Here is a 15,498-nt window from a genome sequence, read left to right as displayed (position 1 = left end):
TTCACGGCAGAACACTATTTTGGTCGCATCAAAATAGTGGTACACGATGCGGGTGGGAAGAATTTAGTAGCAAGGCTCTACGATTCTCCGGCAAAGGGAGTGAAATATGTCGAGACTATCTTCAAGGAAGTTGACCAGGACGAGGTGCTTCACTGGATATTTGACCCGATGGCACCAGGCGGCTACTACTGGGAACTGGAGATATGGAGCAGCAATGATCCAACATTCAGGCTCAAGACCTACGATGGTTCTACTTTTAGCGGGGCTTACGAGGATGGAAGTGTGCTGTCCAGCAAGTCGTTTATGAGTAAGATCGTGTACTGCGAAGACACAGAAGTAGAAAGGCAAGTAGCGATGACAGGAGATACGGTGGACAGTGGGGCGACCACGGTAAAATCAGGTTCTCCATTAGGGCAGATAAACACGGGAACAGTGGTAGGGAACATATCACGTGAGGGTGATGAATTGAACAATGGAGGAACGATTTTGAATGGATCATGGTTCGTGGAGGTGGATGATTAATGGCAGGAACATTTTACAGTGGAGCAAAGGTGCTTGCAGACTTGATAGATGAGATAGCTGACAAGCTAATAGCAGAAGGCTGGACGGATGGAGACACAACATGGGACACCACCGACAGGACGGTAGGTGCAAATAACGCAAGAAGGTGCCTGTACCACTCCACAGATGACATATATCTGACCCTGGAATGTCATGACCAATCATATTGGGTATATAGTACATCATACCAGGCAAAAGGATTGAGGATTGCATTTCATTCAACGTGGGATTCGGTGAACCACACATACCCGAACATGGACTATCATACCTATGTTCCGTTCTTTGGAAGAAGCAGTACAACGCCAGTGACTAACTGTTTCTCGACTCAGCTAACATATTTTTGTTGGGTGGATTCTACAGGATTTGTATTGATGGCAAGACCGGAAGCGAACTCAACTGATAACTTGCAGGTTTCAGCAATTACTGTGGTAGAAAGGATTGCCAGTAAAGAATACAGTGATGGCTTGACGAATTTCTACAACTATACGAAGTTGAATTACGAAGGCTGGAGGAACACTGCTGGGAACTCTCTTGGAAGATGTCATAACATGTGCAGGCCATTCACTTATACAAATTCCTGGAGCACCGAAGGCATCCAGTTCTGGCACGCTGATTATCATGCGTTCAAGAGCGATGGGAACGGGAAGGTCTACTATGCAAAGCCCCTGATATTCAACGACCAGGCAGAGACAATGCCCATAGGTCAGAGCGAACTGTTCTTTATGTTCTCAGAAGGTGGCGGCCTTGTGGATGGAGATGTAGTAGCAATAGACGGAGCTACAACGAAGTTCCTGTGTATAGGAATGGACTCACCAGACAACACGGGCAGGGTAAATTACGCAATAAAGTATGTAGAGTGAGGGGAAAAGATGGGATTTACAAGTGGAGCAAAAGTATTACCAGACATAGTGGATGAGATCGCGGATGCATTGATTGCCTCTTCTGTGAACTGGGTAGAAGGAGATGCTACCTGGGATACAACTGATCGGAGCACAGAAGCTACGTTGGCTAGAAGATGCTTAAAATATACAGGCGATTCAGCAGACATCTGGATGACGCTGGAAGTTCATAACTACAAGACAAGCGAAGCCATAAGGTATCAGGGAAATGATACTGGTGCACAGGGATTAAGAGTTACGTTTACATCAACTTGGGACTCTATAAACCATACCTGGGGAGACACAAAATTCCAGACATTTATTGGATTTGAGGGAAGGGACTGGTCTTATGATATGTACACCGACATGGCAACCCTTCAGATAAATTATTGGCTGTGGGTGGATTCTACAGGGTTTGTGGTAATGGGCAAACCGGAACCTTCAAGCAACGACAGGCAGTCAAGTTTCATCTGTGTAATGGAGCATATGGGCACTAAAGAATATTCTGATGGCCTGACAAATTTCTATTGTTATACTACCAGGAATGCATGGTGGGCGGGTACTGGGGAACACTCTGGATTGGAAAATTACAGGATGACCAGGCCATTCTCATTTCAGGACAGGGATGAAGACGATGGCATACAGTTCTACTATGACACGCCATACGCTCGGAAAAGCAACGGGAACGGGAAAGTCTATTTCATGAAGCCTGTGATACACAATACAGCGAATAACAAGACTCCGATATATCAGTCGGAGCTGTTTTTCAGGTTGTCCATAGATGCAGGACTGGTGGACGGGGACGTGATAGCCATAGATGGAGCAACGACGAAGTTTCTGTGTAAGATGCTCACATCTCCGGACCATTCAAATGTGCTGGCGTTCGCTATGAAATACGTGGCCTGAGGTGAAGCATGGCATTTGATGCTGTCGTGTTCGGAACTTATGTTGTGGGCACAGGATTCACTGTGGGAGATTCAATATCATCAGGCGGATTCAGGTGTTTCATAGTGCCACAGGCCACAATAGGCGATGCGCCTCTGGATGTGACTATTACTTATGTAGACCAGTTTGGCAATTCACAAACAGCAGACGTTAGCACTTCAGTAGAAGCCTATAAGACATCAGGCAGTCACATAGAAATTGCTCTCAATGCAGGTGACACCGGGATCAGGAGTGTATCGGCAGTATCAGTGACAGGTGGGACAACGGGTGATGAGTTCACGCTTGAGAGCTGGAATGAAGGGTTAGGTGGTTCTCTTGAATTGGAATCATCAGATGCAAGCCAGCCGGATTCAAATACAGGACTGATTGGTGTAAGGAAATTTTCACCGGCCATGCTGCTGGAAGAGGAAACAGAGAATGACCTGATATTCACAGAAGGAGTCACTACGTTAAACGTGGACTATGATGGTGATATGTTCACGCTCCAGACAGAGCAGATCGACATCTATCCGGAGAACTCGGCCCACGTAGATACAGATGATGGATTCCTGCCGGGTATGTTTACTCTGGACAATTCTACAATGAGCATGAAACTGGACCTGGCCGATGAGAGTGATTACAACAAAGTGGACGATACCTACATGAACAAAGGTTTTGAGATAATCGCATCAGGTTTTATCCAGATTACCTTTGACTATGATGTGGTGCTGAATTCATCGTACTTCATTGCAGAGCTTGTGGACAGTGAAGGTACTGTGAAGTGGAGCAAGACAGGGACAGCTTCTGGCACTGGCCAGGTGGTTACCTTTGTAGACGATTACTGTGTATTCCGGGTCAGGTGCATTGCTCCGAATTCTCCTTCGGTCTGGACTTCGCCTGTGGATCCTTGGGACAATCACATGTACATAGGTAACGTGGTGCTGGACAGGTACAAGACTTCAGGCTACATTGAGCAGACGGTTTACAAGTACAAGGAATTCATGAAAGCCTTGAGGATAATAGATCTTGGCTATACACTGGGCACAGCTGATACACAGGTGAAGGCTCAAATCGATGTAGGTGACAGTCTGGCATCCACGTCAGGATTTGTAGGCCCGGACGGGACATCGAGCACCTATTATACAGACAACAACGGGAAAATATGGACAGGAGCGGCTGCTGGCAAATACTGGAGAACGAAAGTATGGTTAACCGGTGACGGAAAGTACACGCCTTCATTTGACTTTATCTGGTATTATTTCGACATGTGGATAAAGCACAGATTGCTCAGTTTCCCGGACACGAACCCCGCAACAGTGCTGGTCCCGGTTGATTTTCATCCACTGGTAATAGAGAGTTCACAGGCCAATCAACCGGACAGTCAATTCTTTTATTGGTCTAAAAACGAGATGCTGCATTCGGCTCTAGCGACAGACATAGAGGTATCATTGGAGCACACTGCAGATGTGGACAACAAGACTGGTGAGATTGGCCTGAGCACATACAGGATTAACAAAGAAGTTTTTGATGCTACAGATTTTGTATATGGCTGCATCACGAGCGGAGTGGTGTTCAATAACAATACCTTTGAACTAGAGGAAGATGAAATTGAACCGGACTATTCAACAGAAATAGATGAGGATGACGGGTTCCTGTCGTGCAATGGCGCCGTTGATGCAGGTAATAAAGAGCTGAAAATAGATCTGTTGGCGGACACTACATACACGGTGATAGATAGTAACTATCCGAATCATGGCTTCATATGGCAAGAATCAGGTTTTCTGTCGGTGGAGTTTGATTATGATGTGAATATCAACTCGAGCTACTTCATACTGGAGCTTCTGGATGCAGATGGAACTGTGGTGTGGTCAAAGAACGGAGTAACAAGTGGGACAGGTCAAGTGGTCGCTATGACTACGACCAAGTTGCACTTCAGGCTCAGGTGTAAGGCGAATTACACTACACCGACAGAATACTCAGAAGGCATAACAGTAAGCAATATCAAGATAACCCGGTATCCACTAGCTGGATTAATTGAGATGCCCTGGTACCTGTGGAAGGAGCATAACAAGTCCCTGGACCTGTTATATTTGTCAATTACAGAAGCAGCAGGCTGTGACATAAGGGCACAGATTTATATCAGTGATGACCAGAGCGGAACACCGAACTCAGGCTGGATCGGGCCGGACGGCACAAGTTCCACGTCCTACGGTGCAGGTTACAAGGTCATGAATAACGCAGGCTATCAGGGGAAATACTACAAGCTGAAGATAATGTTCAGCTCAGATGGTATGCACACACCGATATTCCATAAAATAGAGATACTGGAGAACGTCTATCTCTATCTCCGGCTCCTGCCTTTGTCAACATCATGGTCAGAATCGACCGTAGGAGTTGTTATGTCTGGCTATGTTATAGACCAGAATGGCGACCCGATACAAAATGGGACAAAGGTAATCCTTGAGAGCACATACGTGTTTGGAAGGGATACGATGGGCGCAGTGAATTCAGACACAGGTTTCTATCAGGTATTTGTAAAGGATGCCTATTACGACAAGAGACACCTGATATTACAGGTAGCAGGCAAGACTACGAACCTGTCCCTTCAGGGATATGGAACACCAGAAGCAGTGGATGCCACTACAGGGAACCCGACAAACCAGGACCTGCAGTTCTGGAAGGCACCACTATGTAAGTCCGTGGCTCATGTTGATTCACTCGTCACTTATTGAGGTTGAAGCGCTATCAGACAATGCTTCCTTCAATTTCCCCAAATAACTCTGTAATTCCTGAGCATCCTTTGGATCCTTTGCACCAATCTCAAGAAGCAATTGCATACCCAGTTGTTGCATTCCATCGATATTTGTTGCTGCAGCTGCATTAAGAGCCATTCCACAACTGCTGCAGAAATCAGAGGTTGGACCGTTCGTGGTCTTGCAACGAGAGCATTTTCGAGGAGTAAGCTCCGAAACCTTATCCTGTTTTTCCTTCAGTCCATAATGTTCAAGAATAGTGTTGTCAACCTGTGCACCCTGAAGATGAAGATATGTTCCAGACATCCTTGTCCCGTGCTTCCATCCCATATGCATCTCAAGCTGTGCCTGTGACATGAAGCCTGCATAATCGGTTGCTCGGGAATGTCGAAAAAGATGGTTGTATACCCTCTTCTTAATACCCGCTTTCTTTGCTGTCCTTTTAATCACCATTCTGATAGCTCCATACTTCATTTCCTTTCCGAAGTTTCTGTGACCAATGTTCACCCATAATGGAGCATCTGGGTCGTCTCTGAGAGGATGAATGTCCAGCCATTTGGCAATGTACGGTGCACTGAAAACCAATCTTACTCTTCTCATGCCTGTTTTGCCTTTAACCATCACAAAAGCACCAACTTCATCGAAGACAACGTGCTTTATTTTTGCTTCACCGATTTCACCCACACGAGCTCCTGCATCATACCAGCTTGCAGCAATTGCTTTATCTCGTGGGTGGTTGGCATAGTCAATCATACTCATACACTCCTCTTCTGTAAGTAGTTCCTCTGGGAGCATTTGATCAGATTGTTTGATAGGGGTCTTAATCCACTCGGTCATTTCTGGTTCTTTCCCACCATTGAGCCAGCGGAAGAAACGTTTGATTGTGACTTTATATCCCTGTTTAGTCCATGGCTTCTTATCAGATCTTTCCAACTCTGCCAAAAAGCGATACATATCGCTCATTGTAATCTCATCGAAATCCTTGTCAAAATTCTTGCTGAGTATGTTCAATTGACTAAGGTATTTGAGAATTCTTGCATCGGAAAGACCCTCTGCGTACAATACGTTCACAAAAGCAAAAATAGTGTCCTTGTTCTTTTGTGAATAATCTGCTTCTATTATCCTTTGTTCAGCAGTTTGAATACTTTTCTTATAGTTGTATAGTCCCATATCCACTACTTCCTCTTCCCTGCATATAACTTGAAAACAAGCAGGGTGAAAGTGTTGGGCTTTTAACTATAGTTTTTACGCCGAGGTTGGGATTCGAACCCAAGCACTCCTTCCGGAGAAACCGGTCTCGAGCCGGTCGCGTTTGGACTCCGGGGCATTTAGCCGTCGGATTAGTCCGCTCTGCCACCTCGGCACATTGGATTTGAAGGACTTGATATCTTAAAAAGGTATCGTGGAAAAATCTAGAAGTCAAAAAGTGAGCTCTGCTCCTTCTTCGGTTGGTCGGGGATCTTATCCTGTTCAGTCTCAGGTATCTCAATGCTTCCGTATTGTCCGCCGCCGCCTGGATGAATTATTAGCTTCTTTTCTCTGAAGGCACTGATCGCATTAACGATACGATCATCAAGATATCCCATGTCATTTATTTCAGCGTTGAGCAAGACGTTGAGTTCATTCCCGTACCTTGACATAAGTTCATTCCATGCGGTCTGGACGCCTTTGGTATTGATACTTGCATGGCCTATTGCTGTCATGATGATCTCAGACAATGGCATGAGGTGTACGTATGGAGGTCTGTGGTCAGGATGTTTTGGTTCATCAAAATTTGCAAGTTCATTTATCCTGTCCTTTACTCCCTTCTTGATGACCCCTCCGCAATTAGCACATTTCCAGCTGGATGAAATGCACTGTTCAAAGGTGTAGTGTGTATAACATTTGATACAGGCAGATTCATTGTATTTCCCTTCCTGTGGGTAGAATCCTGCATTGTATGTAACTCCGTATCCATTCTCACGCAATATGGCCTTTTTGAGTCCTTTGAAAGTCACTTCAGGAACGTTTATCTGGTTGAATTCCCTTGCGAGCTTGTTAGCCCATGGTGAATGTGCATCGGAGTTCGAGAGGAATGTAAGTCTGTGAAGTTCTTCTATCCTGTCCGCATAGTCACTATCTGCACTCAGTCCCAGCTCAAGGAAAGATATGTACTTTGTCATGTCCCCGTAACAGCTCTCAAGGGAATCATGATATGCATAGAGTGCGGTCCATGGGGTGAAAGCGTGGCATGGTCCAATGAGTGCTTCCACATCCTTTGCTATCTCTGCTATCTCACATCCGTTCAGTCTTACAGTAGGTCTTCCATCCACCTTAAGGTTGGCAAATTTGGATAGTCTCTCTGCAAGCTCTTCAGCTTTAGATATGGATGGTAAAAGGAGCAGATGATGCACACGGCTGCTATCCTCTATCTCAGTAGTTATTAAAAAATTAGTTTTCCCGATGGCAATGGTCTCATCATCGACCGCTGCCTTTCTGATATCTTTCAACCATTCGGGATGGGTACAGTCTCCGGTAGCAACCAGGTCTATTCCCTTTTTCGCCGCTTCCTCTGCCATTACTGGCAGTTCCATTTTATTCGAACAAGCCATCGAATATCTGGAATGCAGGTGAAGATCGGCATTGATCAACATTTTATTTCAGCCAATATATCTCAGGTCTTCATCCTTTGCAGCATTCAGTTCAGGCATGCCTTTCTGTTGCTGTTCGACTTCCTTGAGCCTTGCAACGATCTTTTCCATTTCCTTGGCACGCTCTTCAAGAGGTCCTACATCTATATCGATATCGAACACCTTGCAGATGACCTTCAGCAGTGACTGTGCACTTTTAGGGTCGACCAGATAACCTGATGTAAGTCCCATCAAGCATGCTGAATCGATATTCCTGAATCTGCTGAGTCCGAGCAGAAGTCCGGATGCACCAACAATGCCTCCTCCTGGCTCATTCTCCTTGAATGTGACTCCGTACTCTTTAAGCTCTTCAACAAGTTCTATGTTGTTGACAGCTCCAAGCACCTCGTCAGAATATGTAAGTTGTCCTGTTGGGAATCCTCCAAGAGTGTATATTCTCTTGACTCCGAATTCCTGCGCAAGTTCAAGGTACACAGTACATAGTTTGTAGTGTCCTTCAGTAGAAGAGCTCTGGTGGTCTCCAATAAGAGCTATTATATCGTGCTTCTCTGTGTGGCAAACGAACATCTCATTGTTCACTAGCTGTATCACACTGTCCTCGTCTACCAGAACCTGTGGTGGAAAATGATGGGAATATATCTCCAGGATCTTCTCTGCATCAAGTTCTTCGACGAGGTGTTCAGCAACAAGTTTACCAACGTGTCCTACTCCAGGAAGGCCCACGATCAGTATTGGGTCATTAAGTTGAACATCTTCTTTGACACGAATTACTTCTATTTCCTGCATAGAATACCCTCTTTTCTTGCTAATCTGCGATATTTGCCATAAGGGTCCTTTGGGGAAAATCTTGCAGGCTGTGGCCTAACAGTGTCCGAACCACATTGCTTGCAGACAGTCTCTAAAGTATATCTGTCGCATTTCCTGCACTTGAAGATCTTCTGTCCCAATGGAATCTCACGCCTTTACAGTGTCGTTGTGCCTGTGGAATTCACCTTTTCCACCAAGCTTTTCAATAGTGTCGATAGCTGCAGTTGCAGATCTCTTCAACACTGCTTCTGCCTTCTTGTAGTCAGGAGCTATCACTTTGATGCGGTATCTTGGAGCACCTGTGTAACTGATGTCAACTCTGACACCTTCCTCTTCGATCTCGTTGCCAGCTTCGAGTGCCAGCTTGATGATCTCTATGCCATCAGGGAGATAGCAATTGAGGTCTATAAATCCTGCAATGTCTACAAAAGGCAATTTGATGTTACTCTGAGCGACTGTGACGATGCTTGATACAAGCTTCTTCTTCATCTTCATGTCGTTGAAAGCATCCTCTGAATTGATGGCTGCTTCTTCAAAGACAGAATAAAGACTACCGAAGCTTTCCAGCAATTTGAGCTTCAATTTATCCATCTCTTCTTCGCTGGTTCCGGTCTCTTCAGATACGAACTGAAGCCATTTAAATGCCTTCTGTTCGTTCTTCCAGTCCTGTATCTTTGCACGCTTCTGGTGCTCGTTAACATCTTTAAGGGACAGGTCGATGTGGCGGCGTGAGGAGTCTACATTAAGTACTTTGCAGACTACCTTCTGGCCTTCACGTACATGGTCTCTAACATACTTGACCCATCCGGCCTTGATCTCCGATATGTGGATAAAACCTTCCTTTCCACCGAATTCCTCAAGGGTTGTGTATGCACCGAAATCAGTAACGTTCTTTACGGTACAAACGACAAAGTCACCGCTTTCGGGCCAAATGTTCTCATCCATTATGAATCACTTTCATTTACTCGAGAACTTCGAGTATGTGTGTTGTAATTGATGATTTTCCGCCGGTAGGTTCTGCGAGTGTCCTTCCGCATACAAGGCATGTTACCTTGCGGCTTGCACTGCCGAAAATTACCTGCTCGTTCTCACAATCATTACATTTTACACGTAAGAATCTGCTCTTTGGTTTGTTCATTTCCATCACTCCGCGAAGTCGAATTTCTTTGCTCTGAAACATGGTCTCTGATGTGCCTTGTTACATTCTGTACATCTGTATCTGAGCCATATTCTCTTTGTTGGTTTATCTCCACCAGGCACCTTTGAGAACTTTCCGCTGTTTCCGATACCGGTCTGGCGTTTCTTCTGTCTCTCAATGCGTGTGAGTGACGATGCCTTACCCTTCTTTACTCTCTCAACAACATGCTCTGTGTGTTTTTTGCATGAAGGGCAGTGTGTTCTGAATCTCTTTGGAATCTTCATTATCTTCACCTTGATGATTTCAGTTAGTTCTATAAGATCATTTGTGCCACATTACGTTTGATCAGTCCCTTTGCATTCAGGGTCGGTAAAACCACAACGTCCTCGGCATATAATGTATAATTGCGATTGTCCATAGCCTTGAAAGTAGGCAGGTCCTCCAGTATTCGCACAACAACGAATTCTTTATTTATATTACTTTTGCCTATTTCAGCTTTGTCGCCGCTGTCATCCTCACTGTCAGAAGGCATTTCCTGCTGTTCGGCTTCCATGTCCCTTGCAGGTCTTTCTTCTTCTTTGTTGATGGCAGGGGGCTTCCTCACTTTATCTCTTGTAGCCTGTGGGTCCAGTATAGGGACCAGCAGCTCCTTGCGGGCTGAATTTATTGCTGAAAGGACAGCATCGTATACTTCCTTTTCCTGAGGGAGCAACTTGCTCATGTCCTGTGAAGGTGGCATGCTTGAGAATGCATTATTGGTCGCGTAGCTGATTATCTTCTTGATGCGGCGCAGGAATATGACCTCTATATCTGTGATGGCGCTCTGTAGTTCGTCCTCAAGCATCTTTGATTCTACAGAACGGGGGCTGTTTATGTTCTGGATCTCTTCCTCCAGTTCCTTTACATATTCCTCTACGTCCGGGAAGAATCCGGGGTGAAGCGCCCTCAGTGTTGAACTGCTCTCTTCTCTGAGCGAATTCTTCAGTTCAGTGCGATCCATATTCTGCTACACCTCTGCACATTAGATATATAGCGGCATACTCCGGTACCTCCTGTATGCCCTCCTCGACCATGAGGTCCTTTCCTTTCATCTGCACTGCAAATGGTTTGATCGCTTTTATCTTTACCGACTTATCCCCAAAGACAACTGCATCATTTAGCGGCTCGAATGTCTCAAGTTCATCTATTGCAAGGGCTGTGACCTTCATACCGGATTTTCCGTGAAGCGAACCTGGCAGACGTATCAGACGTTTTATATCAGCAGTGACGGGTTCATCTACACACGCAGCCATCTGCTCCACACCCTGTTTCACGATCGTCTCAAGTATCTCCTTCTTAATGCCACCAAGTGCATCCATCTTGCCTTGTTTCAGGGCGTTAACTCTGGATTCGTCCCTGAACACATCCACCAATCTCTCGGCAGTGGTCTTGCCTATTCCTTTGAATCCTGAAAGTATCTTTATAGCATCTTCGTCACTGGCAAGGGATGTAAGGTATGATATAAGGTAACGGTTGATCCGCCCTCCCCATCCTCCTTCATCCTCTGATGGGAATACTGACATCTTTGCAGATTCTGCACCTGCATCTCCGGATATCTCTCTCTTGGAGAATATCTTTTCCAGATTCAGTCCTTTTGAACTAACATAATCCACGATCTCTCTTCTCTCTGCACTTCCAAGGGAGAGTACGGATTCCTCACTGATGTGGAAGTGGTATCCTCTGCCACCGGAGAACACTGCATGTACCTGGCTTTCCTTAAATCCGAAGTCATCGATCAGGAACTCGAGGAGTTTCAATGTTTCCTTCTTTCCCTTCTCAAGCATATCTGCATATGAATTAATGCCACCAGGCAGGTGGTCGGAGTCAATATCGAAGATAAGGTCAGCCTTTTCCCAGTTCTTCTCTTTCATCTTAGGGGCGCCGGGATACTCGTAGTATGCTACAGAATAGTATGCATGTGCCGGACCTATGCCGCTCAGATAATCATGCAGTTCTCCTTGTGAACCAAAGGCTCTGTGCCTTTTCATGAATGTCTCCTGGCTGCTGGTAAACTCAATAAAGCCCCATTCCCTTGATGTGAACTCAGGTGGGAGCTTTATGTCTGCAGTAGCGTAATAGTTCTGGAATGCCGATACGACGTATCTTCGTGTGCTCTCGTTCATCTGGTGCTTGTATCTCCTAAGTGGCTTAATATCTGGTATTAGATCGGTCTAATGCGTCATAAACCTTATAGTCACCATCTGCATTATATCCCCCGCATGAAGAAAGAAATGACAAGTGCTGATGTAGCTGCCCTTGCATTTGAGCTGGGTTCCGGCGACACATCTATAATAGATGCCAAGATCGCTAAGATATACCAGCCTGCAAATGACGAGATCAGGATAAATCTCTTTGTTTACAATAAGGGAAGGGATAATCTTGTGATCGAGGCCGGTAAAAGGGCCCATATGAGCCAGCACCTGCGTCCAAGTCCTAAACTCCCGCAGTCATTCCCTATGCTGCTGAGGAAGCATATAATGGCAGGACGTATCACATTTGTCAAACAGTATGATTTTGACAGGATCCTGGAGATAGGCATTGTTCGTGGCGGTGTAGAGACCATTCTGGTAGTAGAACTGTTCTCCCCGGGTAACATAGTTCTCCTTGACTCCGAAAGGAAGATCATCCTTCCTATGAAACCTGTCACCTTCAAGGGCAGGAGGATAAGAAGTGGAGAGGTCTATCAGTATCCTGAGGCACAGATAAGCCCTGTGGATGCAGGGGCCGAGGATCTCCAACAAGTATTCTCTCAGTCCGATGCTGATATTGTGAGGACCATAGCTACACGTTTCAATCTTGGAGGTGTGCTTGCAGAAGAGGTCTGTGCAAGGTCTGGCGTCAATAAGACCGAACTTGCAAAAAATGTCGGCATGGATTCAATTGAAGCTATTATTGCTGCATTGAAGGATCTTTTTACTCCTCTTTTGTCCGGCGACCTGAAACCCTGTGTTATCAGCAAAGATGTCAAAGGGGAGATCGGATCATTCGATGTTCAGCCTTTTGAGCTTGGTATTTACAGGGATAATGAAACAGTATCTTTCCCTACTTTCAATGCAGCTCTTGATGAGTTCTTCGGAAAGAGGTCGGCAGAATCTGTTCAGGAGCAGGTTACAGCTGTTAAGAAGGAAAAAGTTAACGTATTTGAACGTCGCCTTCAAAAACAGGAAGCTGCGATCGAGAAGTTCGGCAAGGATGCTGAAAAGCAAACCCTGATCGCAGAGAAGATATATGCCCATTATGTTGAGATCGAGCAGATAATTGGTGTTCTTATGCAGGCTCGTGACAAGGGTTATTCGTGGGATGAGATCCGTTCCATCATTAAAAAGGCAAAGGATTCGGTCCCTGCAGCAAAGTGGATCGTCAGTATTGATTCGGCCGCTGGTAACATAGTGCTTGAACTTGATGGTACAAAGGCTACGGTGGATATCAAACTCACTGTCCCGCAGAATGCTCAGATATATTATGATAAGGCCAAGAAGCTCACAAAGAAGAAGGATGGGGCACTCAGGGCTATTGAGGACACAAAGGTTGCGATGCAGAAGAAAGAGAAGAAAGCATCCAACAAAAGAAAGGTCAACACAAAGAAATACTGGTATGAGCGTTTCAGATGGTTCACATCCTCGGATGGTTTCCTTGTGGTTGCAGGAAGGGATGCTGACTCCAATGAGGAGATAGTTAAGAAGTATATGGAGAAGAGGGATATCGTATTCCATACACAGGTTCCTGGCGCTCCTATTACAGTTATCAAGACGCAGGGCAAAGAAGTTCCTGAACAGACATTGCAGGAAACTGCAGAGTTCGTCATCTCTTATTCAAGTGTGTGGAAATCCGGTCAGTTCAGTGGTGATTGTTACTGGATAAAGCCGGAACAGGTCTCAAAGACCCCGGAGTCCGGTGAGTACCTCAAAAAGGGTTCCTTCGTTATTCGTGGTGAGCGTAACTACTTCAGGGATATACAGGTAGGTGCGGCAGTGGCTCTTGAGCTTGAAGGTAAGACACGGGTCATAGGCGGTCCATTGTCTGCTGTGAGCAAACATGGGCAGCATGTTGTCGAAGTAGTCCCTGGCAAGTTCAACCAGAATGACGTAGCGAAAAAGATATACAAAATATACGTCGATAAGTTAGGGGAGCCAAATTTCGTAAAACAGATAGCTTCTCCTGATAAGATCGCCATGATGCTCCCACCGGGAGAATCCGATATAAAGGGTCAGTGACCAGCAGTTGTTCACTGGAATATCCTCCTCCTATGTAGGATTGTGCCTGTAGTATAAATGTATCAATTGATCGGTAATAAGGTGTTATAATGAGGGTCACAAAAAGGAATTTAAGAGGAAGAGATGGTGAGATCAGGATCGTCCCTGAGACACTGGATGACCTGTGGCACCTGAAGTATATCATTGAGAAAGGGGATCTGATCTTCGCTCTTACAAAAAGAAAGGCTGATACATCGGCAGATAAGCTCCGTCCTGAAAAGGCTGAGAAAAAGACTGTCCGTCTTGGGATCAGGGTTGAAGAGCTTGAGTTCCATAAGTTCTCTAATCGCTTGAGGATCCATGGCCTTATAGAAGAGGGTATGGATTCAGGTCACTATCATACTTTTAACGTAGAGGAAGGTCTGGATCTCTCTATAATCAAGAACTGGAAAAAAGACCAGCTTGAGCGTATCGATGAAGCGGAAAGATCATCAAAACGTCCCAAGGTAGTTATTGTTGCTATCGAGGAAGGGGATGCTGATATAGGTCTTGTCCGTCATTATGGCATCGAGACATATTCTCATATCAGTCAGTCCTCAGGAAAAGGAGAAGGCACTCTCAGGGATGTCTTTTTCGAAGAGATCACGGGGCAGCTCGTTCATGCAGCATCTGAGTCCGAATCGATCGTTGTTGCAGGGCCAGGTTTCACAAAGGAGGATTTCCTTAAGTATCTCATGTCAAAAGAGCCTGATCTTGCATCAAGGATAATCACTGAGGATACCTCTTCCATTGGTATGTCCGGTTTCCAGGAAGTTCTCAGACGTGGTGCTGTGGATCGTATAATGGAGGAGTCACGCATAGCTCGTGAATCCCGTTTGATGGATGACCTGCTTAAGGAAATAGCTATTGATGGTAAGGTTGCCTATGGTCTGGACGAGGTACGTATGGCCCTGGACTATGGTTCTATCGATACTCTTCTTGTGGCAGATGAGATGCTGAGGATAGAGCGTGAAAAAGGAAGCATTGACTCTTTCCTGCGTGCTGTTGAGAACAATCAGGGAAAAATAGTTGTTTTCAGTACAGCTTTTGAACCGGGCCAGAAACTTCTTGCTTTAGGTGGCATGGCTGCACTTCTGCGCTTCAAGATATGATCATTTGCATCCATGACCGTTTTCCGAATGTATTATATGTGTTAATGAGAGCAAGATTATAATCCATTCACATTTATAAAGATTTCGGAATGATTGTGTATTGTTTGTGCATGTAGGGCACAACAGTACTAAAATTGGTATATATATTTTTACAGTCATAACTATTTAACATCTAATAGGTTCTTTTTAGTGTTTTCCAAGAATTAACTCTTTATTAATGCTTTATTTTACAATATAATCCATTTTTAGTTCTTAAATAGCAAATAATGCTTCTATGTGCTTTATCGTTATTTGTAATAAACAAAAATGATATATACTACTATTTTAAAGTCATTATCTGGAGGTGAAATAGGTAACACTTGGAGGAGGTATCAAGCAGTTACGTATTTACTAGAATTGATGGAAAATATTTTCTGACGTTTCT

At 45.0% G+C, this 15,498-nt stretch carries 15 protein-coding genes and 1 tRNA gene; 6 read left to right on the top strand and 10 right to left on the bottom strand.

From position 1 onward, the window contains the following. The first annotated feature begins 36 nt into the window (after window positions 1–36). From BM008_RS13190 to BM008_RS13175, 4 genes are read left to right on the top strand one after another with little or no spacing between them, the layout of a single operon-like run. Window positions 37–522, top strand: coding sequence for a hypothetical protein (locus tag BM008_RS13190; protein ID WP_091937767.1), 486 nt, complete (start codon window positions 37–39; stop codon window positions 520–522). After that, window positions 522–1,421, top strand: coding sequence for a hypothetical protein (locus BM008_RS13185; RefSeq protein WP_091937765.1), 900 nt, complete (start codon window positions 522–524; stop codon window positions 1,419–1,421). Before BM008_RS13190 ends, BM008_RS13185 begins: the two co-directional genes overlap by 1 nt. Before the next feature lie 9 nt (window positions 1,422–1,430). Further along, the gene (locus BM008_RS13180; protein WP_091937763.1) at window positions 1,431–2,345 is read left to right on the top strand and encodes a hypothetical protein; all 915 of its coding nucleotides are present in this window, start codon (window positions 1,431–1,433) and stop codon (window positions 2,343–2,345) included. 8 nt (window positions 2,346–2,353) lie between these two features. Continuing rightward, complete coding sequence (locus tag BM008_RS13175) at window positions 2,354–5,095, top strand: hypothetical protein (RefSeq protein ID WP_091937761.1); 2,742 nt, start codon at window positions 2,354–2,356, stop codon at window positions 5,093–5,095. Here BM008_RS13175 and BM008_RS13170 read toward each other — a convergent pair. The 10 genes from BM008_RS13170 to priS all read right to left on the bottom strand — a co-directional run bounded on the left by BM008_RS13170 (window position 5,078) and on the right by priS (window position 11,853). Continuing rightward, complete coding sequence (locus BM008_RS13170) at window positions 5,078–6,286, bottom strand: tyrosine-type recombinase/integrase (protein ID WP_091937759.1); 1,209 nt, start codon at window positions 6,284–6,286, stop codon at window positions 5,078–5,080. The two genes, BM008_RS13175 and BM008_RS13170, sit on opposite strands and share 18 nt — an antisense overlap. A 78-nt stretch (window positions 6,287–6,364) precedes the next feature. Beyond that, window positions 6,365–6,479: transfer RNA gene (locus BM008_RS13165), tRNA-Ser, on the bottom strand. Between the two features lie 49 nt (window positions 6,480–6,528). Continuing rightward, on the bottom strand, window positions 6,529–7,749 hold the full coding sequence (locus BM008_RS13160) for a TIGR00375 family protein (protein ID WP_091937757.1): 1,221 nt from the start codon (window positions 7,747–7,749) through the stop codon (window positions 6,529–6,531). Between the two features lie 6 nt (window positions 7,750–7,755). Further along, window positions 7,756–8,532 carry a proteasome assembly chaperone family protein gene (locus BM008_RS13155; protein ID WP_091937756.1) on the bottom strand — a complete coding sequence of 259 codons (777 nt, stop codon included), beginning with the start codon at window positions 8,530–8,532 and terminating at the stop codon, window positions 7,756–7,758. After that, on the bottom strand, window positions 8,520–8,693 hold the full coding sequence (locus BM008_RS13150) for an RNA-protein complex protein Nop10 (RefSeq protein WP_091937754.1): 174 nt from the start codon (window positions 8,691–8,693) through the stop codon (window positions 8,520–8,522). Before BM008_RS13150 ends, BM008_RS13155 begins: the two co-directional genes overlap by 13 nt. A gap of 7 nt (window positions 8,694–8,700) precedes the next feature. Further along, window positions 8,701–9,498 carry a translation initiation factor IF-2 subunit alpha gene (locus tag BM008_RS13145; protein WP_091937752.1) on the bottom strand — a complete coding sequence of 266 codons (798 nt, stop codon included), beginning with the start codon at window positions 9,496–9,498 and terminating at the stop codon, window positions 8,701–8,703. Between the two features lie 16 nt (window positions 9,499–9,514). Beyond that, on the bottom strand, window positions 9,515–9,691 hold the full coding sequence (locus tag BM008_RS13140; protein WP_091937808.1) for a 30S ribosomal protein S27e: 177 nt from the start codon (window positions 9,689–9,691) through the stop codon (window positions 9,515–9,517). A 5-nt stretch (window positions 9,692–9,696) separates the two neighbouring features. Next, window positions 9,697–9,975 carry a 50S ribosomal protein L44e gene (locus BM008_RS13135; protein WP_091937749.1) on the bottom strand — a complete coding sequence of 93 codons (279 nt, stop codon included), beginning with the start codon at window positions 9,973–9,975 and terminating at the stop codon, window positions 9,697–9,699. A 29-nt stretch (window positions 9,976–10,004) separates the two neighbouring features. Beyond that, window positions 10,005–10,691, bottom strand: coding sequence for a hypothetical protein (locus BM008_RS13130; protein WP_091937747.1), 687 nt, complete (start codon window positions 10,689–10,691; stop codon window positions 10,005–10,007). Then, a complete protein-coding gene (priS, locus tag BM008_RS13125; RefSeq protein WP_091937745.1) occupies window positions 10,678–11,853 on the bottom strand; it encodes a DNA primase catalytic subunit PriS in 1,176 nt (391 codons plus the stop codon). Before priS ends, BM008_RS13130 begins: the two co-directional genes overlap by 14 nt. Window positions 11,854–11,949: 96 nt before the next feature. On the opposite strand from priS, the gene rqcH reads away from it, so the two are divergent. Continuing rightward, a complete protein-coding gene (rqcH, locus tag BM008_RS13120; RefSeq protein WP_091937743.1) occupies window positions 11,950–13,944 on the top strand; it encodes a ribosome rescue protein RqcH in 1,995 nt (664 codons plus the stop codon). An 89-nt stretch (window positions 13,945–14,033) separates the two neighbouring features. Continuing rightward, window positions 14,034–15,074: an mRNA surveillance protein pelota gene (locus tag BM008_RS13115; protein WP_091937741.1), complete on the top strand. Its 1,041-nt coding sequence runs from the start codon at window positions 14,034–14,036 to the stop codon at window positions 15,072–15,074. Window positions 15,075–15,498 lie beyond the last annotated feature (424 nt).

It is taken from the genome of Methanolobus profundi (assembly GCF_900114835.1).
In the GTDB taxonomy this organism is placed as follows: Archaea; Halobacteriota; Methanosarcinia; order Methanosarcinales; family Methanosarcinaceae; genus Methanolobus; species Methanolobus profundi.
This window is presented reverse-complemented; position numbering and strand designations above follow the sequence as displayed.